Origin of the sequence: Streptomyces sp. NBC_00249, from assembly GCF_026342355.1 — a bacterium.
In the GTDB taxonomy this organism is placed as follows: Bacteria; Actinomycetota; Actinomycetes; order Streptomycetales; family Streptomycetaceae; genus Streptomyces.
In genome coordinates this window covers 1,041,414-1,062,289 of record NZ_JAPEMV010000001.1, presented here as the reverse complement: position 1 = coordinate 1,062,289, position 20,876 = coordinate 1,041,414, and the positions used below count along the sequence as shown (strand labels likewise).

General features: G+C 69.4%; 19 protein-coding genes. 11 read left to right on the top strand and 8 right to left on the bottom strand.

All coding sequences use genetic code 11. From position 1 onward, the window contains the following. Nucleotides 1-17: 17 nt before the first annotated feature. The 5 genes from OOK31_RS04710 to OOK31_RS04690 all read left to right on the top strand — a co-directional run bounded on the left by OOK31_RS04710 (nt 18) and on the right by OOK31_RS04690 (nt 7,182). Nucleotides 18-860: a DUF317 domain-containing protein gene (locus OOK31_RS04710; protein ID WP_267011042.1), complete on the top strand. Its 843-nt coding sequence runs from the start codon at nt 18-20 to the stop codon at nt 858-860. A gap of 19 nt (nt 861-879) precedes the next feature. Then, the gene (locus OOK31_RS04705) at nt 880-1,353 is read left to right on the top strand and encodes a hypothetical protein (RefSeq protein ID WP_267011041.1); all 474 of its coding nucleotides are present in this window, start codon (nt 880-882) and stop codon (nt 1,351-1,353) included. A gap of 115 nt (nt 1,354-1,468) precedes the next feature. Continuing rightward, nucleotides 1,469-3,157 (top strand): SpaA isopeptide-forming pilin-related protein, encoded by a 1,689-nt coding sequence (locus tag OOK31_RS04700; RefSeq protein ID WP_267011040.1) that lies wholly within the window; start codon nt 1,469-1,471, stop codon nt 3,155-3,157. An 80-nt stretch (nt 3,158-3,237) separates the two neighbouring features. Continuing rightward, nucleotides 3,238-4,290 (top strand): collagen binding domain-containing protein, encoded by a 1,053-nt coding sequence (locus tag OOK31_RS04695; RefSeq protein ID WP_267011039.1) that lies wholly within the window; start codon nt 3,238-3,240, stop codon nt 4,288-4,290. A gap of 270 nt (nt 4,291-4,560) precedes the next feature. Further along, on the top strand, nt 4,561-7,182 hold the full coding sequence (locus OOK31_RS04690) for a DEAD/DEAH box helicase (protein WP_267011038.1): 2,622 nt from the start codon (nt 4,561-4,563) through the stop codon (nt 7,180-7,182). A gap of 604 nt (nt 7,183-7,786) precedes the next feature. On the opposite strand, the gene OOK31_RS04685 is transcribed toward OOK31_RS04690, so the two are convergent. Next, nucleotides 7,787-7,951 carry a hypothetical protein gene (locus tag OOK31_RS04685; RefSeq protein ID WP_267011037.1) on the bottom strand — a complete coding sequence of 55 codons (165 nt, stop codon included), beginning with the start codon at nt 7,949-7,951 and terminating at the stop codon, nt 7,787-7,789. Between the two features lie 157 nt (nt 7,952-8,108). Here OOK31_RS04685 and OOK31_RS04680 point away from each other — a divergent pair, with 157 nt between their 5' ends. Then, on the top strand, nt 8,109-11,633 hold the full coding sequence (locus OOK31_RS04680; RefSeq protein ID WP_267011036.1) for a transcriptional regulator: 3,525 nt from the start codon (nt 8,109-8,111) through the stop codon (nt 11,631-11,633). Nucleotides 11,634-11,928: 295 nt separating this feature from the next. Next, nucleotides 11,929-12,765: a hypothetical protein gene (locus OOK31_RS04675; RefSeq protein ID WP_267011035.1), complete on the top strand. Its 837-nt coding sequence runs from the start codon at nt 11,929-11,931 to the stop codon at nt 12,763-12,765. Nucleotides 12,766-12,949: 184 nt separating this feature from the next. Here OOK31_RS04675 and OOK31_RS04670 read toward each other — a convergent pair whose 3' ends face one another. After that, nucleotides 12,950-13,363, bottom strand: a complete 414-nt coding sequence (locus OOK31_RS04670) for a hypothetical protein (RefSeq protein ID WP_267011034.1) — start codon at nt 13,361-13,363, stop codon at nt 12,950-12,952. A 231-nt stretch (nt 13,364-13,594) separates the two neighbouring features. Between OOK31_RS04670 and OOK31_RS04665 the strand changes: the two genes are divergently transcribed. The 4 genes from OOK31_RS04665 (at nt 13,595) to OOK31_RS04650 (ending at nt 15,535) form a co-directional block, all read left to right on the top strand. Next, entirely contained in the window at nt 13,595-13,747 is a 153-nt protein-coding gene (locus tag OOK31_RS04665) for a hypothetical protein (protein ID WP_267011033.1), read from the top strand. Between the two features lie 188 nt (nt 13,748-13,935). Further along, on the top strand, nt 13,936-14,298 hold the full coding sequence (locus tag OOK31_RS04660) for a DUF317 domain-containing protein (protein WP_267011032.1): 363 nt from the start codon (nt 13,936-13,938) through the stop codon (nt 14,296-14,298). A 145-nt stretch (nt 14,299-14,443) separates the two neighbouring features. Further along, nucleotides 14,444-14,740: a hypothetical protein gene (locus OOK31_RS04655; protein ID WP_267011831.1), complete on the top strand. Its 297-nt coding sequence runs from the start codon at nt 14,444-14,446 to the stop codon at nt 14,738-14,740. 150 nt (nt 14,741-14,890) lie between these two features. Then, complete coding sequence (locus tag OOK31_RS04650) at nt 14,891-15,535, top strand: DUF317 domain-containing protein (protein WP_323188179.1); 645 nt, start codon at nt 14,891-14,893, stop codon at nt 15,533-15,535. Nucleotides 15,536-15,918: 383 nt separating this feature from the next. On the opposite strand, the gene OOK31_RS04645 is transcribed toward OOK31_RS04650, so the two are convergent. The 6 genes from OOK31_RS04645 to OOK31_RS04620 all read right to left on the bottom strand — a co-directional run bounded on the left by OOK31_RS04645 (nt 15,919) and on the right by OOK31_RS04620 (nt 20,837). Beyond that, nucleotides 15,919-16,593 carry a hypothetical protein gene (locus tag OOK31_RS04645; RefSeq protein WP_267011031.1) on the bottom strand — a complete coding sequence of 225 codons (675 nt, stop codon included), beginning with the start codon at nt 16,591-16,593 and terminating at the stop codon, nt 15,919-15,921. A gap of 95 nt (nt 16,594-16,688) precedes the next feature. Further along, nucleotides 16,689-17,120 carry a hypothetical protein gene (locus tag OOK31_RS04640; protein WP_267011030.1) on the bottom strand — a complete coding sequence of 144 codons (432 nt, stop codon included), beginning with the start codon at nt 17,118-17,120 and terminating at the stop codon, nt 16,689-16,691. A 101-nt stretch (nt 17,121-17,221) separates the two neighbouring features. Next, nucleotides 17,222-18,934, bottom strand: coding sequence for a mobilization protein (locus OOK31_RS04635; RefSeq protein WP_267011029.1), 1,713 nt, complete (start codon nt 18,932-18,934; stop codon nt 17,222-17,224). A 15-nt stretch (nt 18,935-18,949) separates the two neighbouring features. Further along, nucleotides 18,950-19,411 carry a MobC family plasmid mobilization relaxosome protein gene (locus tag OOK31_RS04630; protein ID WP_267011028.1) on the bottom strand — a complete coding sequence of 154 codons (462 nt, stop codon included), beginning with the start codon at nt 19,409-19,411 and terminating at the stop codon, nt 18,950-18,952. A 314-nt stretch (nt 19,412-19,725) separates the two neighbouring features. Then, on the bottom strand, nt 19,726-19,917 hold the full coding sequence (locus tag OOK31_RS04625; RefSeq protein WP_266820134.1) for a hypothetical protein: 192 nt from the start codon (nt 19,915-19,917) through the stop codon (nt 19,726-19,728). Next, nucleotides 19,914-20,837 carry a DUF2637 domain-containing protein gene (locus OOK31_RS04620; RefSeq protein WP_267011027.1) on the bottom strand — a complete coding sequence of 308 codons (924 nt, stop codon included), beginning with the start codon at nt 20,835-20,837 and terminating at the stop codon, nt 19,914-19,916. The genes OOK31_RS04625 and OOK31_RS04620 overlap by 4 nt, the downstream gene beginning before the upstream one ends. Between the last annotated feature and the right edge of the window lie 39 nt (nt 20,838-20,876).

Sequence of the window (20,876 nt, the reverse complement as noted above, 5' to 3'; positions counted from 1 at the left end):
CGTTCGTGGAGACGCCCTTGCCTTCATCCGCCCCCCAGGCCGCCGCCACCGTGGACGGCGACGTCTACGTCACCCCCCGCTACCTCGCCGGATCGCCCGGCTACGGCGATGCCGGCTTCGCCCCCGTCAAGCATTGGCCCCACCATCACCTCGACGAGGGCCCGCACCAGCTCGTCGTAACCAGCCCGGACCACCGCATCCGGATTGGCTGGGCCGGAGACGACTACGACCTGTGGACGATCAGCGCCGCGCCCGACGCGGTCTCCGGACCGCAGTGGACCGCGATCGTCAACCAGAACACCCCGCCCGAGCTCGTCGCTGCCCTCACCACCGCCCTCGCCCGGGACTGGGCCGACGGCCAGGACCGCTTCCTCGCGGCCCCGTCGGCGTACTGGGCCGACAGCCTGGCACCGCTGGTCGCCGCCGGCTGGCAGCGCACGGGCGCCGAGGTCGGCACCGTGGAGCTGACCGCCCCCGACAGCAACGCGGGTGTCTACATCAACTGCTCCCGCCGCGACCTGCCGGACGGGACGGAACTGTGGGCCGGCCCTCCCGGCTGGGGCACCCGCGCGGAGATCACGTTCAGCCCCCGTACGCCCTCCCACCTCATCGTGGCCACCGCGGAGGCGTTCACCGACACAACTCCCGTGGCCCGCTGGCAGCAGGGCCTCGACCGTCAGCTCGCCGCCCTCGCGCAGCTCATGCCCGTCGTACCGCCCCGCCCTCCGGTGCCGACTCCCCGCGATCTCCGCCCCCGCATCGGGGTCCGCCCGCCCGTCGCGGTCGGCAGCGTGCCGCGCTGGAGCACCGCCACCACCCCCTCCGCTGCCCTTCCCGCCCGCGGCGCTGTACGCCGCTGACCGACAACGAGGAACCCCTTTGGCCCTGTTCACCGAACAGTTCTTCGCCGACCACCTCACGCTGCCCTACCCCGAGACCGCCGTCGTCGGCCATGCCTACTACGCCGCCCCCGCCCCAGACCTCCCGCTGCGGCTCCGCGTCGACTTCGCCCCCACGATCTACGCCGACCGCTACAACGGGCTGCGACTGCAGATCGTGCACCTCGACAAAGGACCGATCGACACCGCCGTGCTGCGCTTCGCCGACCACGGCGCCTTCGACACCCGAGACCGGCGCCTCGGACACAAGCCCGGCCAGGGCGAGTACGGCACCTTCAACGACTGGAACCACAGCGAGCACCCCCCGTGGGTCGGCATCGGCGTTACCCGGCTGCGGGCCGCGATCGACCAGTACGTACGCCTGTGGATCCCCGGCGCTCCACCGGTACGGACCAGCCAGCCCCCCGCCGCCGCGGCCCGGCAAGTTCGGACCTCTGCCGCCCGGGCGCGGTGACCACCCTCCTGCCGTAAAGCCCCGCCCCTCGGCCGTCATTGGCCCATCGCGCCTACTGACTCACCGCCGCCCGCACCCGACTTCCCCTCTCCACCGACAGGACCCTCTCCTCCTTATGCGCCTTCGCCCCGCCCACCCCGCCCACCTGGCCGTCGCCGTCGCCGCCCTCGCGGCAGGCACCCTGCTGCCCGCGACGGCCATGGCCGCCCCGGATGCCTCCGTGGTGCTGGGCCCCGGCTACACCATCCCCGACTCCGAGGGACACGCCGCCTCCAGCCACATCGGTGCCTACGGCCCGCCCGGACCGGCCGTCCACGGCGACACCGAGACCTACTGCGCCGACCCTGAACGCAAGGGCCCGGCCGATGCCGGAGGCTACGGCGACCCGCAGCCGGTCCCGTCCTGGACGTCGTCGGTGACCGGGAAGCCCGTCACCAAGGAGAACCTGGCCCAGGCCGCCTATGTGATCGGCAAGTACGGGCAGACCCGCGACAACGCCCAGGCCGCCGCGGTCGACGCCGTGGTGTACGAGTACCTGGCCGGCGGCACCTACGCCCTCGACGGCGACCGAGGCAAGCAGCGCCTGGCGTACCCGGTCGTCTCCCGGACCGCCCGCACCCTCGCCCAGGGCTACGTCGCCGAGGCCAACAAGCTCGCGGGCCCCTACACCCTCCAGATCACGCCGTCGGTGAAGACCACCACCGCCGGGACGAAGGTCACCGTCGCGGTGAAGGTCACCACCACCGCCGGCACGCCGGTCCCGAAGGTCGCCGTCACGCTCGCCGAGTCAGGCTCCGGCACCGCCTCCGGCAAGGTCACCACGAACGAAAACGGCACGGGCTCCTGGGAGTTCACCGCTGAGAAGCCCGGGACCGCCAGCGTCACCGCGACGGCCGAGGGGCTGCCCGCCATCGGGCTGCAGGTCCTCACGCCCAAGAACCCGGCCGCCCAGCGGATGCTGCTTGCTGGGGGCACCACCAGCGTCAAGGACTCCGCCGCCATCACCGTCGGCGAGGCCACCGGCGGTGTGACGATCCGCAAGAAGGACCCCGAAGGCACCCGCCTGGTCGGCGCAGCGTTCCAGCTCCTCGACTCCGACGGCAAGCAGGTCGCCGCAGGCAAGACGGACGAACAGGGCAACCTCGTCTTCGACAAGCTCCCTGCCGGCACCTACCGGCTGCGCGAGACCTCCTCCGGCAGCCCCGTCCACGACTTGATCGCCGAGCAGACCATCACGATCACCGCCGGACGCACAGCTCAGGCCAACGCCCTCGACCTCGTCGACCCGTTCAAGAAGGCCCGCCTGTCGGTGAAGAAGACCGACAAGAACACCGGCAAGACCCTGCCGGGCGCGGTCATCGCCATCCGCGCCGATGAGACGGACAAGACCGGCAAGCACACCCCCGGCAAGGTGATCACCAGCGTCACCACCGGGACCGACGGCACCGCGACCGTGCCCCTTGACGTCACGCTCAAGGCGGGTACCCGCTACTGGGCCGGCGAGACCAAGGCCCCCGAGGGCTACCAACTCGACGCCTCACCGGTCGCGTTCACCGCTCGGCCCGGCGCCGACGTCACCGTCACCCTCGCCGACAAGCCCACCGCGACCACGCCGCCGAGCCCGAGCACCCCGCCCGCGACACCCCCGGCCACCACCCCGCCGACGACGCCGCCCGGATCCCTCGCTCACACCGGCGCCGACGCCACCACCTGGCTGGCCGTCGGAGCCACCGCCCTGCTCGCCGCAGGCGGCGGCCTCTACCTGTTCAACCGCCGCCGCCGTACGGGACACGCCCCCAGCTGACCCCTCGCGCTGCCGGGCCCCGATTTCGGAGCCCGTGCCACACCGTCCCGCACCGCACGATCCCGCCCGGAGCACCCCTGATGAAGCACCGCCCCTTCCTCTTCACCGCGCTTGCCCTGACCGCCGCCGCCGTCCTGACCGGCCCGGCCACCATCGCCACGGCAGCCCCCTCCCCGTCCGCCGAAGCCCCCAAGGATCAAGGCGGCCCCGCGCCGGCGGACAAGGCCGGCCTGCGCATCGTCAAGACGGACCCCGAAGGCCAGCCCGCCCCCGGAGCCGCCTTCCAGCTGCTCGACTCCGCGGGTAAGACGCTCGCCGAGGGCAAGACCGGAGCCGACGGCACCCTGACCTTCTCCGACCTCGCCCCCGGCGTCGTACGCCTCAAGGAGACCTCCTCCGGCAGCCCGCTGCTGGGCACCGTCCCCGACCAGGACGTTGTCGTCGCCCCCGGCGAGCCCAAGGTCCTGGCGATCACCGACCCGTACAAGTCCGCCGGCCTCACCCTCAAGGTCACCGACAAGGCCACCGGCAAGGGCCTGGCCGGAGCCATCGTCAACATCGCCCCGAAGGACGCCAAGGACGACAAGGGCGCCTTCACCCTCACCACCGGCCCGGATGGCACCGCCAAGGCCCCGCTCCCCGTCGGCAAGAAGACCGGCAGTGCCTACACCGCCACCGAGACCAAGGCCCCGGACGGCTACCGGCTGGAGACCACCCCGGTGGAGATCACGGCCAAGCCCGGAGCCGAGACCACCGCGGCCTTCACGAACGCGGCCACGGCCAAGCCCACCGAGGAACCGACGGGGAAGCCGACGGCCAAGCCCACCGGCGATCCCACCTCCCAGCCGACGCCGACCGGCTCGTCCGCGACCGGCACCGGGGAGCCGACCGATGCTGCATCCCCCTCCAGCAGCCCGGAGATCGGCACCGCTACCGCGACCCCCACCGCACCTGACGTCAAGCCCGAAGGCTCCCTCGCCCACACCGGCGCCGACAGCACCAACGGGTGGCTCCTGGCAGCCGGTGGCCTTCTCCTCGCCGCCGGAGGCGGCGCCGTCTACGCCGCCCGCCGCCGTAAGAACGACGAGAGCGACACCGGCACCGGCCAGCACCGGCGTACCGACGACAACTGACCTCACCACCACCGGCCCCGGGAACCAGACAGGTTTCCGGGGTCTCGGCGTTGCGCCCGTGCCGCTGATTCGGGTGCATTCGGGCAACGCGCATGTCCGGAACGGTCTGGGACCGCACCTGCGCTGGTTCGGTGCCTCGTACGCACTGGTTCCTTCCCGAGGGACGTGACGCGTGCCGCGTCTGGGCCAATAGGCTGTGGGACGTTGTGTTGATGAAGTGACGATGCTGAGCCGCTCGCACTACGACTCAGCAGGGGGACGGAGCCGCTCGTGGCGTTCACACGCAAGTCCACTGACCAGAGGCTGCCCGACGATCCGCTGCAGCTCTATCGGATGCTTGCAGTCACCAACCGTGGACCTGCAGCCGTGTGGGGGCACCAACAGGACGTACTGCGCTCCTGGCACCAGGAGAAGTCCGAGGCATCCGATGTGGCCATCGAACTGCCCACCGGTGCTGGCAAGACCCTGGTTGGCGGCCTGATCGCCGAGTTCCGCCGACGCACGTCTCAGGACCGGGTCGCATACCTTTGCCCAACCCGGCAACTGGCCCAGCAGACCGCTGCTGCCTTCGACACGTACGGCATCCCGAACGCCTTGCTGATCGATCGAGTCGTTTCCTGGAACGCAGCCGATCGTGCTCGATATGAGTCGGCCGAAGCAGTCGCGGTCAGTACGTACAGCCACGTCTTCAACTCCAACCCGGCACTCGGAAACTCCAACTTGCTGGTGCTGGACGACGCACACGCTGCCGAGGGCTACGTGGCTAGCCCCTGGCGCCTCACGATCAGCCGGCAGGATGAGAGCGCTTACCTGGACGTGCTGTCCGTGCTCGAACCGGCACTCGACCCCCTCGTCTTCCCACGGCTGAAGAGGAAGGAGGCCGACAGCACGTTTTGGTCCTACGTCTACCTCGCGTCGCCAATCGGAATCACAGACCGCGCAGTACAGCTCGAGGAAGTGATCGGCTCGGCCATCAACGGCGGCAAGTTGGAAAGGAAGCGTGAAAAAGTCGCACGAAACGTCTGGAAATTCCTCCAGGGACACGTTGACAGGTGCTTGTTCTACGTCGCACATCGCCAGATCGTGATCCGTCCGTTCATCCCGCCGACCATGCAGCATGCCCCCTTCAGCGATCCCGCACGCCGGATCTACATGAGCGCCACGCTCGGCGCCGGCGGTGAGCTTGAGCGAGCCTTTGGCTGCAAGAAGATCGAACGCATCCCAGTCCCCGACGGCTGGGAGAAGCAAGGGACGGGCCGACGCTTCTTCCTCTTTCCAGAGTTGGCCACAGATCTGGCAGCCGATCCCACCCAGCTGTCAGCGTTTGTGTCCAGCACCATTGCCGAAGCGGGACGCGCCATCGTCCTGACCCCTGACACCCGCACCTACGAGTCATTCGTCGAGTCCAAGCTGCCGGACGGGTACCCCGTCCTCAAAGCCGATGACGTCGAGGACGATCTGACAGAGTTCACGTCCAAGCCCAGCGCGGCACTCGTACTGACCAACCGCTACGACGGGATTGACCTCCCCGGCAACGACTGCCGCCTCGTCGTCCTCGACGGCCTCCCGGCACGGGGTGATCTGCAGGAGAGGTTCCTGCACGAGTCCCTCGGCGCGGTCGAGGTACTGCAGGAACGCATCCGGGCCCGCATTCTGCAAGGGTCAGGGCGAGCTACCCGTAACACTCAGGATTTTGCCGCCGTGATGATCCTCGGACAGGCCCTGACGTCCTACCTTTCGGGCCGCGACGTCCAGGCCGCCATGCACCCCGAGGTTCACGCGGAGCTGGAGTTCGGCTGGGAGAACAGCCGGAAGTACGACTCCGCGAACATGATCGAAAACCTTCGCGTCTTTCTCCGGCATGATGAGGAGTGGGCCGAGGTCGACGGAGACATCGTCCGAGAGCGTGAGAAGTACGCCCGAGCCATGGCCCCCAGCTCGCGCGAGCTGCAGCGGTCCGTCAAGCATGAAGTCGACGCATGGCAGGCGATCTGGAGCAACCAGTGGGACTGGGCCTTGAAGGCCGTTCGTAGAGTCCTTGACCAACTCCAGGGCGAGCGGACGCCCCGGCGATACGCTGCCTTCTGGAACTACATCGGCTTTGGCATCACGCAACGCCTCGCCCAGCAGACCGGCGACCAGGCATACCTCGCCGCCAGCGCGGACTACTTCCGCGACGCCCAGCGGATGAGTAGGGGGACGTCGTGGCTGTCACATCTGGCGTCACCCAGCGACAAGGCCAAGGCCCCACTGGCTCCGCAGCTCGACGAACTAGACGAAGCGGCGATGCGTGGCATCGGAGTTCAGGAGGCCGGGTTCGCCAGCGCGTTCGAGGAGCGCGTGGCCACAGCCCGTGCCGGGCTCACAGGCACGGAGTTCCGGGCGTACGAGGCAGGTCTCGTCGTGCTCGGGCAACTTGCGGGTGCTTCGGAAAGCTACGGAAACGACAACGACGAGGACCCGGCAGCTCCCGACGCGGTGTGGATCTTCAACGACGCTCGCTGGGTCACCTGGGAAGCCAAGAGCGAGGCTGAGCCGAAGGGTGCGGTCGGTCCCGGTGATGTACGGCAGGCTGGATCGCATCTGCGTACTACCGAGACAGAGCGGGGCACCTCGGCACCGAGCGACTCGGTTTGCCTGCTCATGTCACCCAAGCCAGCAGTCATGCCGGCTGCACGCGCCTTGGCGGAGGAGCAGCTCTACCATGTCGGCCCAGAGCAGGTTCTGGATGCCTTCGACCGACTCCTGCGTGCCTGGCGCACGGCGCGTGGACGCGTGATCTCGTCACTGACGTCGGCAGAGCTGGCAGAGATCTTCCAGGCCGAAAAGGCCCTCCCGTCGCAGTGGTTGCCCGTGTTGCGAATGGCGCCGGTCAGGCAGCAACGGGATTGAGTTTGCATTGAACTGGCGGTAGTGCGCTATCCGCGTTGAATGAGGGATCTGTTCAGGGCGCAATTCGCAGCCTTCGAGGCGTCGAGTTCCGTCTCGGGTGCGACTTGAGACGTGACCGGCGCCATGCCCGAAGGCCGAGTTTGTCCTTCGATAGCGAAGCTAGTCGTGTGTAGCGGGCTGACCTGCGCCGACTGGGTTGGGTGTCAACGGTGATGAGGCTCCTTGAAACTGGATCAGGCACCGATTCCGTGAAGTTGATCGTGCATGAGGGCCAGCGGAGTGCCAGGGCACGTCGGATTCGACCGGTTGGGTGTAGTCGACGCCTGGGACGGCGAAGTGGTAGAGGCTGCGGGCCTTGGTGTGGAACAGGCGAGGCCGGCCAGGTCGGTGACGGCGTGGCCCTCCTCGACATGGCGTAGCTTCCGCGGAGACCGGAATCAGACGAACGACCAGCCCGAGCGCCCGCCGCTGCGCTGGGCCGTTGTCATCCTCACAGCGCTGGGGCTGGGATGGTCGGCTTCGTACTGGCCGGGCAGGGTCCCGGGTCCTGTCCGGGGACCCGGGGCCCTGGTAGCCGGTGACATCAGGTGGGGGCCATGGGCAGTCACATCTGGAGCAGCAGGTCCAGGGCGTACCGCAGGATCTCCCGTGCGGCGCCGGACGAGGCTCCCTGCACAATCCACTCGCCCAGCTTCCTTGCCGCCAGGACGATCCGGCGCCCCCGCGCTTGGGGCCGTCGGTCCTGCCCCCGCTTCGTGGTGATCTTCATCTTCTGCTCCCTCGTGTCGTTCTGGGTGACGACGACAAGGGGGCCGGAGCGCCGGCGTGTTCAGCGAGGGGCCTGAACCCCTGAACAGGGCGTCAGGCCAGGCCATCACGGGTGAAGATAGTGTTCAACGGTTGGTTCAGACTGAACAGGGAGACCCATGGGGGAGTCGTCGGCACGTGACCGGCTGGCCGCGAACCTGCGGAAGCTGAAAGACGCCTCGGGCCTCTCATTCACCCAGATTGAAACGCAGGGTAAGAACCAGACACCGATCGTGAGGCTGGGCCGGGGCAAGCTCAGCGGCTGGTTCCGAGGCGAGTACGTCCCCGAGGACGACAAGCCGTTCAAGTACCTGATCGAGCTACTCGAGGCGCGGGCGAAGAAGAACGGCGTCCCCCCGAGGGGTATCGGCTGGTGGCGTGCGCTGCGGAAGGAAGCGGCCGACGAACGGGACGCGTCCGCAGCACCGAAGGAGCCGGCGGACACCTCCGCGCAGTTCGTCGCCGCGGCCGTGGTGACGCCGCATGTCGGCGACGTGGCCAAGGCAGCGCGGCTGCTGCGCCTCCTCCCGCTCGACGGCTCATGGCTCCGTTGGCTCGAGAACGCCGAGACGATGCTCAAGGTCCCGCTGACGGTGAGCGACACGGTGTGCGACGCTCACCGTCCCCTGGAGACCGACCGGCCCGACTACGTCGACCCCGAACTGCAGGAAGCCCACCGCGAACTCGTCGAAGCCCTTGGCGCCCTGTGCTTCGAGCTCAACGGAATGAACGACATCTCCGACGAAGGTCAGGATGTGCTGGAGATCAGCTATCCCGGTACCAGCGCCGAGCGCAACGAACTCAACCGGCAGGCATGCCGAGCGCGAGACGAGTTCATCCCCGCCTACACCAAGGTGATCAACCTTCTCAACGCCAGGGGACTACTCCCTCCCGTGCCTACTGGCCCCTCGACATCGCTGTCGGGTTCCGTGCCAACCGCTGGGTCCCGGGGCGGGACGCCCAACATGCCCCTCACGCTCATCGAGGAGGCCCAGCCGCACGACGCCCCGGCCGACGGCTGGGGGCAGCAGACTGCCGTCGCGCCCCCTGCCGGTGCAGCTGTCGGCGCAGCGACTGTCGTCGAGGGCCATCGCGCCCAGCACGATGCCCCCGCCCAGCACGCCCCCGGCACGCCCCTCGACAAGCTCGACCCCTTCGGGCTGGAGGTCCACCGCGCGGTCACAGTCGACAAGATTGTTCCGCTGGACCTTCCCCCGTTGCCGCTGTACGTGCCGCGCGCCCATGATCAGGAGCTGGCGGACATCGTCCAGAGGGCGGCCGACGGGATGAGTGCCATGGTCACACTGATCGGCGGGTCCTCCACCGGTAAGACCCGCGCCTGCTGGGAGGCAATCCAGGCACTGCCCAGCCACTGGAAGGTCTGGCATCCGCTCGCACCCAGCCGCCCCGAAGCTGCGCTCACCGGCCTGGAGTCCGTGGGGCCGCACACTGTGATCTGGCTCAACGAAGCCCAGCTCTACCTGCTGGATTGTGCGCCGAGGACCGCAGAGAACATCACCGCGAAACTCCGCGTCCTCCTCGCCGACCCGGCCAGAGGACCCGTCCTGGTGCTGGCGACCCTGTGGCCGGACAAGTGGCGCACCCTCACCCGCCGCCCGCCAGCCGGCAAAGAAGACGTCCAATCCCAGCAGCGTGAACTCCTGACAGGAATCGGCACCAAGCTCACTCTGCCGGATTCGTTCACCAGCGACGAGCTCATCACTCTTCGGCAACTCGCCGCACAGGACCCCCGCCTCGCCCAGGCCCGCGACCAAGCAGCGGGCGGAGCCATCACCCAGTACCTCGCCGGTACGCCCCAGCTGATCGACCGATACGACCACGCGTCAGCTGCCGCCCGGGGGGTCCTGCATGCCGCTGCGGATGCCCGGCGATACGGCCACAGCCCAGATATTCCGCTCGCCCTGCTGAAACACGCAGCGGCGGACTATCTGACCGACAGCGAGTGGAACCGCCTCTCCAGCACCTGGATCACCGATGCCCTGGACGAGTGCAACGAGCCCTGCCACGGCGCCCTCGCACCACTGGAGGCCATCCGCCCCCGGCGTGCGCTGCGACCGGGCGCTCCGCACTACCAGCTGGCCGACTACCTCCAGCAGCACACTGCCCGCACCCGCCGTGGCGTCCTTCCACCGGACAGCTTCTGGGAGGCCGCCGCCGAGCATGTCACCGCTGTCGACGACCTGATCCCCCTGGCCGAAGCCGCTCTCAACCGAGGATTCCTGCGCCAGGCTGCCACGCTCTACCTCCGGGCCGCGGAAGAAGGGCACAGCGCCGCGCTGTGTGAAGTGGCTGTTCTCCGGCGCCAGGCCGGCGATGATGCGGGAGCCGACGAGCTGTACCACCAAGCCGCCAATGCCGGGAACACCACCGCCCTGTACCAACTGACAGCCCGCCGGGAGCAGTCTGGGGACAAGGCGGGCGCCGAAGAGCACGCCCGCAAGGCTGCCACGCTCGGAAGCACGGCCGCCCTGGGCGTCCTAGCCCAGATGCGAGAGGCCGCAGGCAGGGGAGAAGAGGCCGAACGCCTGGCCTGCGAGGCCGCCGACGCCGGCGATACCCACGTACTCATGCAAGTCGCCGCGCGGCGCGGAAACACGGAGAGTGCTGAGCGCCTGTACCTGCTGGCAGCTGAGGCCGGAAACGCCGCCGCGTGGTTGGAGATGGCCGCGGTGCGCGTCCTGAGCGGGAATGGTGAGGGCGTTGAGCTTCTGTACCAGCGGGCTGCTGACGCTGGCGATCCTCGGGGGCTGAGGATACTGGCGGTGGGATTGGAGCGCCGTGGCTACGGCGATATCGCCGAGCGCCTTGCCCGGCAGGCTGCGGCAGCGGGGGACCGTGGGGTGTGGGGGGCACTGGCACAGGTACGGGAGAGACGTGGCGACGGTGGCGGCGCTGAGCGTCTGTACGAGCTTGCTGCCGACGCCCGGGACATCGGGGCAATGCAGGCATTCGTTGGGCGGCGTCTGCGAGCCGGAGACCTCGTTGGCGCGGAAGTCATCGCTCGCAAGGCGCTGGAAGCCGGGGACCCTGGCTCGTGCCTCGAACTCGCGAAGCGTTGGACGATGCACGGGGACCGTGAGGGTAGCGACCGTCTGTATCGGTTGGTCGCCGAAGCCGGGCACGTTGTCGGACTCAGGATCATGTCGGAGCGGTGTGCTCGGGACGGAGACAGCGAGGGCTCCGAGAGCTTTGCCCGAGAAGCCCTGGAAGCCGGAGATCCCGGCCCGTTCCGTGACCTCGCGAAGCAGCTCTGGCGTGCTGGCGACGGCGAGGGGGCCGAGCGCCTCGCCCATGAAGCCGCATTCGCCGGGCACCCCATGGTTCTCGTGGAACTGGGGCAATGGCACGAGGAAGCCGGCAACCTGGAGCAGTCCAAGCGCTTCTACCAGGAGGCCGAAGCCGCCGGAGACGGCGACGTCATGCTGGCACTGCAGCGGTCACGGGAAGCCGATGGGGACCTAGCAGGCGCCGAGCACCTCGCCCGGACATCCATCGCATACGGGCACCCCAGCGCGGTACAGGAGCTCGCACGACTGCGAGAACTCAACGGTCATCGTAAAGACGCTGTGGACTTGTGGCGCTTCGGCCTGAACACGGACGGCACCACCGCACAGCCTTGGTAATTGCCCAGCGCGTGCCTCTGTGCGGCGGAGGCACCGCTGCCTTCTCCCATCGACTTGCGCGACCTGTCCGCCGCCACGCCGCCAGCGATCAGCTCCTGACAGCGCGTCCGGGGCCGTCACTTCCACGGCGGCCCGCGGCTACTGGCTGGAGGCGGCGTTCGAGGCCGAGGCGAGGCACCCGTGCGGCCTAGTCATCGTCCCGCGCACTGACCAGCCAGCGCCGTGCATAAAACCGCTGCCGCCGCCGACGGTCGACCTGCCACCATTGGGCAAGGCTTCAACCAGGCGAGGAACGATGGCCAACTTCCAATTCGGGCCGAACGGCTACAACGTCAACATCCGGGCGCAGCCGTACGTCAACTTCTTCCCAGGCTGGGACGTGCACCGTCTCGCCCTGAGCTTCGAGGTGCACCCCCATGGCGACTACGCCGAGGACGCACCATTCCTCGTCTCCGGCACCCTCTGGACGCACGACATGCCCAACCCCGCGAGCTGGATCGGCGCCCTGCACGCCACGTCGGGGCCGATCGGACTGAAGTCGTTCGGGACGATGCTCACGCTCGAGACCGTTGTGACGGACCAGCAGCTGCGCGGCCTGGAGAAGATGCGGGCGGGCGCCGACCTGACCCTGCGCGCCAATCTCACCCTGACCGCCCTGGCGGAGGTGGAGCACTGGCCCGTCTCCTCCGACCAGGAGGTCATACGCATCCCGCACGCGACGTGGAGCAATGCGATCACCCAGCTCAACGCTGGCGCCTTCGTCGACGTCCTCATCCCGATCACCGAGGTGGAGGACCGTGCGACCGCGGCCCGACGGATCCGCGAGGCGAAGACCGCGATCCGAGACGGCCGGTACGAGCACGCCGTGACGCTCACCCGCCAGGCCCTCGATGCCGTACGCGAGGCATGCGACACCATGAACGTCAATGCACGGGCGACGCCGAAGAGGCCCGCGGACCGGGACCAGGAGGAGCGCTGGGCGGTGCTCACCCAGAGCGCCTACAGCCTCTTCAGCGGCGCCCCGCACGACGACACGGGCACCACCGAGCACTTCACCTGGACCCGCGCCGACGCCGTCGCGGCCGTCGCCACCGCCGCAGGCCTGCTCGCCCGGCTAGAAGACCTGCCGTAAATCCCCCGAGCGCGGACGCGAGCAGCTTGCCCCGCCGGCTCCGCACCCGGACCCGTGGTGACGTCGGCAACCCCTCCCGCTCCGAAGATGGCAGGATGTACAGCCGCACCACGGACTCGTTCCGCTCCCAGATGCAGTCGGCCAACTTCCGTTTTCGCAAGCGGCCGTTGGCATAGTCGGCGAGCTACCTGAGAAGCTCCCACCGATCACGCCATTCGGTCACATGCTCGGGCTGTATAACGGTGTTCCTGGAATCGGGGTTTCGCGGGCGGGTGCCTCCTACCCGCTCAAGGAACTTCAGGTGGCGGGTACGCACCTCAGCTCGCAGCTTGTCGCCGTCGGCGATATAGAAATCGCGACCATTGGTGACGTTGACCAAGACCACTCGGTCGCTCGTGAGGGCAGTGAATTTGTCGATGTCCGCGATGATCCAAGCACCCTTGGCTGCCACGATCACCTGTGCAACATGTTCACCAACCTCAATGTAGGTCTGAGCTCCCCGTGGCTTCGCTGGGAGTCCGCGCAGCAACGCCTCGGCAACAGCAAGGTGGCGTCCTGCCTGGTGCGTTTGCGAGTTGGTGGGCTTCGTCAGTGACATGTCGGCATCATGCCGTGTCGCCTGCCTTGCGCAGAAGGTGCCTGATGGAGTTTATGCAGCCTTCTCAAACGGCACACGGCAGAGCACGTGACTGAACTGACGTGCTGTGCCGACGGCACCAGCGCGTTTCTAGGCCGGAGGCGGTGGTGAGGGCGGCGATTGCGTAGATGGCGGTGATCAGGCTCGGCCTGCCACAGCGGCGAGCACACCCCCTCGCCGGCACTCACGGCGATGGGCCTGCCGCCGGAGCGGGCCCTGAGCGCGCTGCGGCTGTCGCTGGGCCGCTGGAGCGCACCGCAGGAGATCGAGACCGCGTCCCGCCTGATCGCCAAGGCGGCAGCCGCCGGGGAGCATAGGGCCTCGGGCCACCCTTTGATCACCTAGGTTCATTGTCATAGAAGCTGCAATGGCTGGGGTCGCTGTCAAACGCCTCGATTCGATGACAAGGGACAGAGTTCGCTGGTGGCAGACAGGAAAGAGTCTGTAGGGACTGGCGCAACGTCGCAGTGCATGTCAACCTAGACGACCTTCCCCAGAATCTCGAATATCCGCAGGTCAGAGAGGTGATGCTTGTGACGGTCGAGCTGTCGAACGCTGGGTTTCGCACCACGATCGAGAAGTTGCGACTGCATAGCTGGCTTCTGGGGCCCGGCCAGCCGACCGAGGTCATCGACTGTTTCCCCGAGGCGAACGGCGACTTCACCCTCATCGTCGACGACCGGGCCGACACCCATATCTCTTCGGCCGACGGCAGGCTCTACCTCGGCTGGTTTCCCGAAGGCCGGCCCGGAGCCGAGGACGAGGGCTGGGTGCTGGCCGTCACCGGCACTGCGAAGGTTCCCGGCTACCGCGTCGTCTTCGATCCGCAGACCCCGGCACGGCTCGTGGCCGCTACCGTTTCCGAGGTGCTCGCCACCGCTCGCCGGCAGCACTGACCATGCCGTCGCCTCCCGTCCTCCAGCGGCTTGCCTGTCTTCCCGTAGTCCGTCCCCGCAGACCGCGCGGTGCATTCCGTATCCGACACAGCGCTTTCCACCCGTGAGGAGAACCGTGGCCCCCCAGCCCGAGCCCGGCGCCGAGATGACCGTCGCCGACCTGATCAAACACCTGTCCGCGGTAGACCCCTCCGCCCGGGTCCGGCTCGCGATCAACCCTTTCTTTCCCATGGCCCACAAGATGGGTGCCGTGACCGTAGCCACGGACCCGGACGGGCGACCGATCGTCCATCTCGCCGAGGATGCTGAGGCTGTGCAGTACGGGTACCTCCCCAGGCCGGTCGCCGAAGCCCTTACCTGGATGCCGCCGGTCGAGCCGCCTGCACGGGGACGGCGGCTGCGCGCCGTTTCCGACGACGATACGAGCCGTGACGCCCCCTGACGACAAGGAGCACTTCTGCCCCCGTCCCCTGATTTCCCTTCCCTTCCCGCGTACTGGGTCACCCCGCGCCATCTCGCCGGTGACGATGGCCTCCTTGCCGACCAGGTCGGCTCCCACCTCACCGCGGCGGGCTGGACCAGCCTCACCCTCGTGCGAGGCCGACGTGAGCCCGACGAATCGGACGACGCCCGGCAGGTTCTTCGCAGCACCGTCCTGTACGTCGCTCCGGATGCGCTGAGCTGGGCGCAGTGGGTGCTGGCCGACGAACCCATCCTCCTGGGTGATCAGCCGGTGGCATGGACGGTCTCTGCCCGCGCCACCCCCGCCAGCCTTCCCCAGTGGAATGCGTACTTCTCCGCCGGCACTCCGCCCGAGGCTGTCACCGACTTCCTGCTCGCCCTGGAGGATCGCCCGGATCCCGCCCACGGCTACGCCGGACCGCAGACGGTTCTCGACGCGCTGGCCGGCAGTGGCTGGATCCGCGACATCGACACCCCCACCGCCATGTCCGACCCGCGGCTGGCCGCCACCATGGCCTTGACCGCTTTGCCGGACGAGGGCATTCAGGACGGCGACCCGCTCGCCCTCGATTCCGAGGCGGAAGCGGCGGGATGGCAGGCATGGTGCGAACCGAGGATGGGCGGCGGGCTCCTGTGGGCCGCCATGTTCTCCGCCAGCACGCCACACGATCTCGTTGCGGCCTTCGCCGCCTCTCTGGCCTCACCCGCACCGGTGCTGCGCCACACCTTGCCGGAGAGCAGCGAGGGCCAGCTCACTGTGCAGCCGACTGTCTGATATGCCGACGGCCGGACCCCCTTGGGTCCGGCCGTCGGCCTTTTGCGTCGCATTACAGTCATTGATCGATGTGCGCCTCAGGAGGTGGTCGCGATACCTGCCGACGACCGACACCCCGCCCGGCCTCAGCGTTTGTGCGCGAGTCGGGCGGGGCGCCAAGCGAAGGCGGTCGCCTTTGGCCACCGGTCAGAGGCCGTGGCCCGTGGTACCTCCGGGCGGCTGGCCGCCGGGCTTGTGCCAGTGCACAGCCGGGAGACCCCCGTCTGCGGCCAGGTTCTCCGTGAGATGCGCAGCACGGGCACGGATGCCGGAACGGTGCACCGCCTGGGCGTTGGCTGTGCCGAGCAGGGACTGCCTCTCGGCGAACGCCGCCGTGGGGCGGCTCAGCGGGCTGTTGCCTTGGCCAGGGCGGTCTGCCCGTGGACGGCGACTTCCGCTGGGCTGCCGGAGATGACCAGCAGCACGGCTCCGTCGCGAATCACGGTCTGCTGGACGACGGTGCGCCGCCCGCCGGCGATGACGGTGAGGACCTGCCCCCACTGCTCGACACCGAGACGGGGCACCGGCACCGTCTGGGTGCGGACCTCCGCCACGGTGGTGGCGGTGACCAGTTGGTACGACGGGCAGGCACCCATCGCGGTCATGATCCGCCCGACCCCCGAGGAAGGGTCCTTGGGCGGCGCGGAGTACAGCTCCTCGGTCAGCTGGGTGCCGCCGGGGCCGGTGAGGACCCGCTTCCCCTGGTTCGGGAACATTGCGTACGGGTTGTCCGCGGCGCTGCCCAGCTGCTCCAGCTGCGGGCAGCCCTCGACGGACGCCTCGGGCGAAGCCGTGGATGCGGCGGGGCGGGCAGTGTAGCCGGGGCCGAGATCGTCGGCGGTGAGCAGCCGGTCCGCCAGCCGATCCGACGGCAGCACTTCGTGGTTGCCGGTGGTGGGCATGGAGGTCTCCGCCCGAGGCGCTGCAGACGCCGTGTCGGAGGGCGGGGCGGAACAGCTGGTCAGCGCCCAGAGGGCGAGGCAGGTGCTGGTGAGGACGGTGGAATGGCGCAGGCGCATGCGGGTTCCCTGGGTCGGATGCGGGTGTGCTGACCGTGGCCGCCTCCTCGGAGCGGCAGGGAAGGAACACAGGGGTCCAGGGGCGCGGTACCCGATCAGTGGCCGATGGAGCGCAGGCCCTCCTCGAGCGTGCCGAACTTGCCGTTGCTCGGTCCGCTGTTGCGGTTGTACCAGGCCACGTCCAGCCGCGGCTCCAGGGTCTCGTGGCCGTCGCGGCAGCGCAGCCAGATCCGCCCCTCAGTGCACAGGACGACCCAGTCCCGGTACGCCTCGCACTGTGGGCAGGCACGGACATCGCCTTCGATGACCAGGGGGCGCGGCCATGGCATGAGCCGGCCCGCCAGGTCGTCATCGGTGTCCATGCGGAAGTCCGGCGGCAGGAAGTCGTCCACCACCGGGGCGACCGGAGCGGGGGCGGGCGTCTGCTGCACCGGGTCGGGCCACTGCGGATCCGGGTGCGCCAGCCACGGGACGCCCGCCGGCCCCAGCTCCGTAGGATCCTGCTTGGCCTTCCTGCGACCGAACACTCGGGCTCCCCTCCCAGTCGGCTCCCCGCACACGGCGGTGGGTCAAGAAGCGTGCCCCATGGGCCCCACCTGCGGCAACTCGCAAACTCCTGAAAGCCTGGTCACCTCCGGCGGCGCTGCGTGCCCTTCGCTGCCGGGCTCTCGGCCTTCGGTCCGGCGGGGCCCGACGAGGCGGTGGCGCCGTCGGGCAAGGGCATCGCCTGGGCGTCGGCCGGCAGGTCCGCAGCGCGGCGCAGCCGCCACACCAGCACGTCGGACACCGACTCGGCGCTCCCCAGCTCCCGTCGGGCGGCGGCGTCGGCCAGCAGGGCGGTGGCGTCGTATCCGGCTGCCTCGGCATCGGCCAGGGTCGCCGCCAGCGCCGACCATCCGGCTTCGGCAAGGACCCGCTCCGCCAGCTCCGCCGGCAGCGCTTCCCGGACCCGGAGGACCTGGCGGCGCAGCACCGGAAGAGCCAGCGATCGGCCCCGTACGGCCAGCACGCCCATGGGCTGCGCGGCGGCGGCTCGGTAGGCGGTCCGCAGGTGTTCTGCCGCCAGGTGGGCGGCGGCGGACTGCTGCGCGTGTGCCTTCTTCGCATGCCAGTGCCCGGCCACGGTCACAAGGAAGAACACGGCGTCGATCACCATCGCAGTCGTCGCCCCGTCCTCCCCGCGCCCCAGGGCGGGACCGCTGTAGACGAGATCGCGAGCGGCCTGCCGCAGCGCCCGGTCGTGCCCGCGCTCGGCTCGTACGTGAGAACGGGATGCCCGCTCGAATACGAAGGCGGCATCACGCAGTTCACGGCGGGTGTGGGCGGCACTCGTCTTCGCGAGCGCGTCAAGGATCTCGCCGGCCGCGGCGATGTACGCAGCCGTCGCCGCGTCGTCCGTCCCGTCCATGACGAGGATCGCCTGCCACACCGCCGCGCTCGCCCGACGCCGGGCCTGTGCAGGACCCGACGCGGCCACCGGCTCGACGATCCGTTCACCCTGGCTGCGGTCGGACCAGCGCTCGCGGATCCGGGGCAGTGACAGATCCGCGGCGAGCTTCGAGCCCGGGTAGAAGATCGGTTCCCCGTCCTTGTTGAGGTCCCCCGGCAGGGCGACCGTGTAGCCCAGAAGGTCTCCGGAGGGTGCGACGCGCTTGCGGACCAGCACCCCGGAGGCGCCCAGCCGTTCAAAGAACTCCTCCTCACTGGCGACGCCGGCCGCCGCGCGTCGTACGGTCTCCCGCAGTTCCTCCCTGGGCGTGCGCTCGCGTCCCATGCGATCGGCCTTATGGCGTTCGGCGCTGGTGGGCCGCTGGGCGGCGGTGCCGTCACCCGGGTTGAGCTGGCGCAGGCCCAGTTCCTTCTCCAGGAGCCGGGCTTCGGCCTGGACGCGGACGGCGTCGAAGTCGAGGTCGGGCCGGTAGCCGTCCTCGCGGACCAGGGTGGCCAGGATGTGGATGTGATCGTCGGCATGCCGGACGGCGACCCAGCGGCAGCCGGAGCCCTGCTCGGGGTCGTCGATGCCCGCGGCGGCGACCATCCGGCGGGCAACGTCGCCCCACTCCTGGTCGGACAGGGTCCGGTCGGTGGGCGCGTTGCGTACCGACAGGTGCCACACATGCTTCGTCGGCCGCTCGTTCTCGTGGAGGTTGGCCAGGGGCTGGTCGAGGAGTTCCTGGAGCTGCTTGTAGGTGACTGCGGGGTCGCGGCCGGGGTCGGGGGCGGCGTGGTCCCAGGAGGCCACCAGGTGCGGGTCGATGTGTTCCTCGGCCTTGCCGGGCCCGTACAGGTAGTACAGAAGGCCGATGGTGCGCGTCCCGCGCTTGTGGATCTTGGGGACCATGACGGGTGGGGGTTCCTAGCGGTGTTCGAGGAGCTGGTCGGTGGCGGTCTGGACTCGGCGGATCGCCCGCTGCACGGCCTCCAGCACGGCGTCGAGCTGGACGTCCGCAGGCTGGCCACCGGAGTTGACCGCGCGGGCCAGCTGGTTGAGGTTGTTGCCGACGTGGCCGAGGTGCCGGCGGGCGGCGAAGAGCTCCGCGATCACTTGTCGTTCACCGGCGATGGCGGCGGCGGCACGGTCTGGGTCGCGGGCGGCGGCAAGCCCGCTGCGGGCGAGGAACGCAGGCAGGCTCGTACGGGATGCAGCTGCTGCGGTGGCAAGGCGGTTCTTCTCGTCGTCGTTGAGGCGGACGCTGCAGACGTGCGAGCGCTTGTTGGCGGCGGTCTTCGGCGAGCGCTTGCGCGAGGCGTTCTTCGTGGGGCGGCGCTTGCGGCGCGGCGTGGGCTTCTCCTCCGGCTGCGATCCGCCCTCGGTCACTGCCTCGTGGACCGGTGCCCCCTGGCTCCGGTCCGCTCCCGCCACCCCTGGGGCGGGATGGGCCAAGACGCGCTTCCCCGACGGGGAAGAGTGTCTTGGCCGATAACTTGCTCCTTCTGGGAGCGAGTTGACGTCGGGAGAACGGTTGTCACGGGCCCAGGATTCGGCCGACTTGACGGTCCTGTTCGGCGCCGGTTCGGGTTGGGTCTCAGCGGACTGCATGGGTGCATTGGCTCCTTCCGGGAGGCCAGGTGTTGGGGGAACGGGACGGCGGCCCGGGTGCTGGTCCGGGCCGCCGTAGGGGCAGGGTTCGGTCACCGGCACAGGGGGCAGCGCTCGAAGTGCCGGGCCAGGGCCCTGGCCATGTTCTGCTTCACGCCCCAGGCGTGCCGGGTACTCGCCTTCGCTGCGGTGCTGCCCTCGTGACGGGCGGCATGGCCGCGCAGGAAGGCGATGTCGCGCTCGTAGCCGGCCTTCATGTCGGCGAATCGGGAGCAGGTCTTCATCGGTGGGTGGCTCCTTCGTGGGATTTGGGGGAGTCGGTCGCAGAGCGAAGTGCGGTTAGGACGGGGCCGATGTGCTCGTTGCCGAGGGGGATGCCGCGGGCGCGCATGATGCTCCGCAGCTGGGTTCGGGTGATCTGCTCGTTCCCGTCCGCCGCCAGGACTGCGGGGACGTCCGGGAGGACCAGCTCGACAACCTCTTCCTCGGACAGGCGGCGCGGTCCGGTCCGGCGCTCGGACCGTCCGGCGTGGACCTTCGCCCGGACGGTCCGGGGACGTACCGGTCCGGTCCGAGTCCGCCTCGGTCCGGGTTTCGGGCTGGGGCGGTCCGGTCCGGCGGGGGTGTCGGTCCGGGTTTCGTCGTGGTCCGGGTTCGGTCCGGTCCGGGGCTCCGTCGTGTCCGGGGGTGCGGTGGTTCGGCTTGGGTCCGGTCCGGGTTTGGGGCTGGGCTGGTCCGGTCCGGTGGCGGCGCCGGTCCGGGTTTCGGTCGCGCCGTTCCGGAGGGGCCGGGCGATGCGCTGGTGGATCTGCCGCATCAGGACTCCGAAGGCCAGCATCGCGCCCGTCGGCGGGACGGCGGCGACCACGTAGTCCAGGACCGGGACCGGACTGCCGGTGGTACCGCTGACGCCGGCGACGTTCAGCGCGATCGATCCGGCCGATCCTGCGGCCGTCAGCCCGATTGCCCACCAGTCCGTCACCCGGCGCAGACCCGCTCGCAGCATCAGCAGCTCGCCGGCGACGATGAACATGTCCAGCGTGGCGGGCCAAGCCCACTGCCGGATGGGCGAGCGGTCCAGGCCGTGCCTCCCAGCGACTTCGGCGAGGTGGGCGTAGGAGAGCCAGAATCCGGCGCCAGTCAGGACGATGATCACCGTCCCGGCAGCGATAAGGGCGTATCGGTCGGCGGTCTCCTCGGTCAAGGGCTCCCTTTCTCCGGGCTTGTTGTGGGGCGTGGTGTG

Excerpts from the sequence above, each read along its gene's own strand:
- OOK31_RS04700 (WP_267011040.1), top strand. The coding sequence starts at position 1,469 with ATGCGCCTTCGCCCCGCCCACCCCGCCCACCTGGCCGTCGCCGTCGCC.
- OOK31_RS04695 (WP_267011039.1), top strand. The coding sequence starts at position 3,238 with ATGAAGCACCGCCCCTTCCTCTTCACCGCGCTTGCCCTGACCGCCGCC.
- OOK31_RS04685 (WP_267011037.1), bottom strand. The coding sequence starts at position 7,951 with ATGAAGATCACCACGAAGCGGGGGCAGGACCGACGGCCCCAAGCGCGG.
- OOK31_RS04680 (WP_267011036.1), top strand. The coding sequence starts at position 8,109 with ATGGGGGAGTCGTCGGCACGTGACCGGCTGGCCGCGAACCTGCGGAAG.
- OOK31_RS04675 (WP_267011035.1), top strand. The coding sequence starts at position 11,929 with ATGGCCAACTTCCAATTCGGGCCGAACGGCTACAACGTCAACATCCGG.
- OOK31_RS04670 (WP_267011034.1), bottom strand. The coding sequence starts at position 13,363 with ATGTCACTGACGAAGCCCACCAACTCGCAAACGCACCAGGCAGGACGC.
- OOK31_RS04665 (WP_267011033.1), top strand. The coding sequence starts at position 13,595 with ATGGGCCTGCCGCCGGAGCGGGCCCTGAGCGCGCTGCGGCTGTCGCTG.
- OOK31_RS04655 (WP_267011831.1), top strand. The coding sequence starts at position 14,444 with ATGACCGTCGCCGACCTGATCAAACACCTGTCCGCGGTAGACCCCTCC.
- OOK31_RS04645 (WP_267011031.1), bottom strand. The coding sequence starts at position 16,593 with ATGCGCCTGCGCCATTCCACCGTCCTCACCAGCACCTGCCTCGCCCTC.
- OOK31_RS04635 (WP_267011029.1), bottom strand. The coding sequence starts at position 18,934 with ATGGTCCCCAAGATCCACAAGCGCGGGACGCGCACCATCGGCCTTCTG.
- OOK31_RS04625 (WP_266820134.1), bottom strand. The coding sequence starts at position 19,917 with ATGAAGACCTGCTCCCGATTCGCCGACATGAAGGCCGGCTACGAGCGC.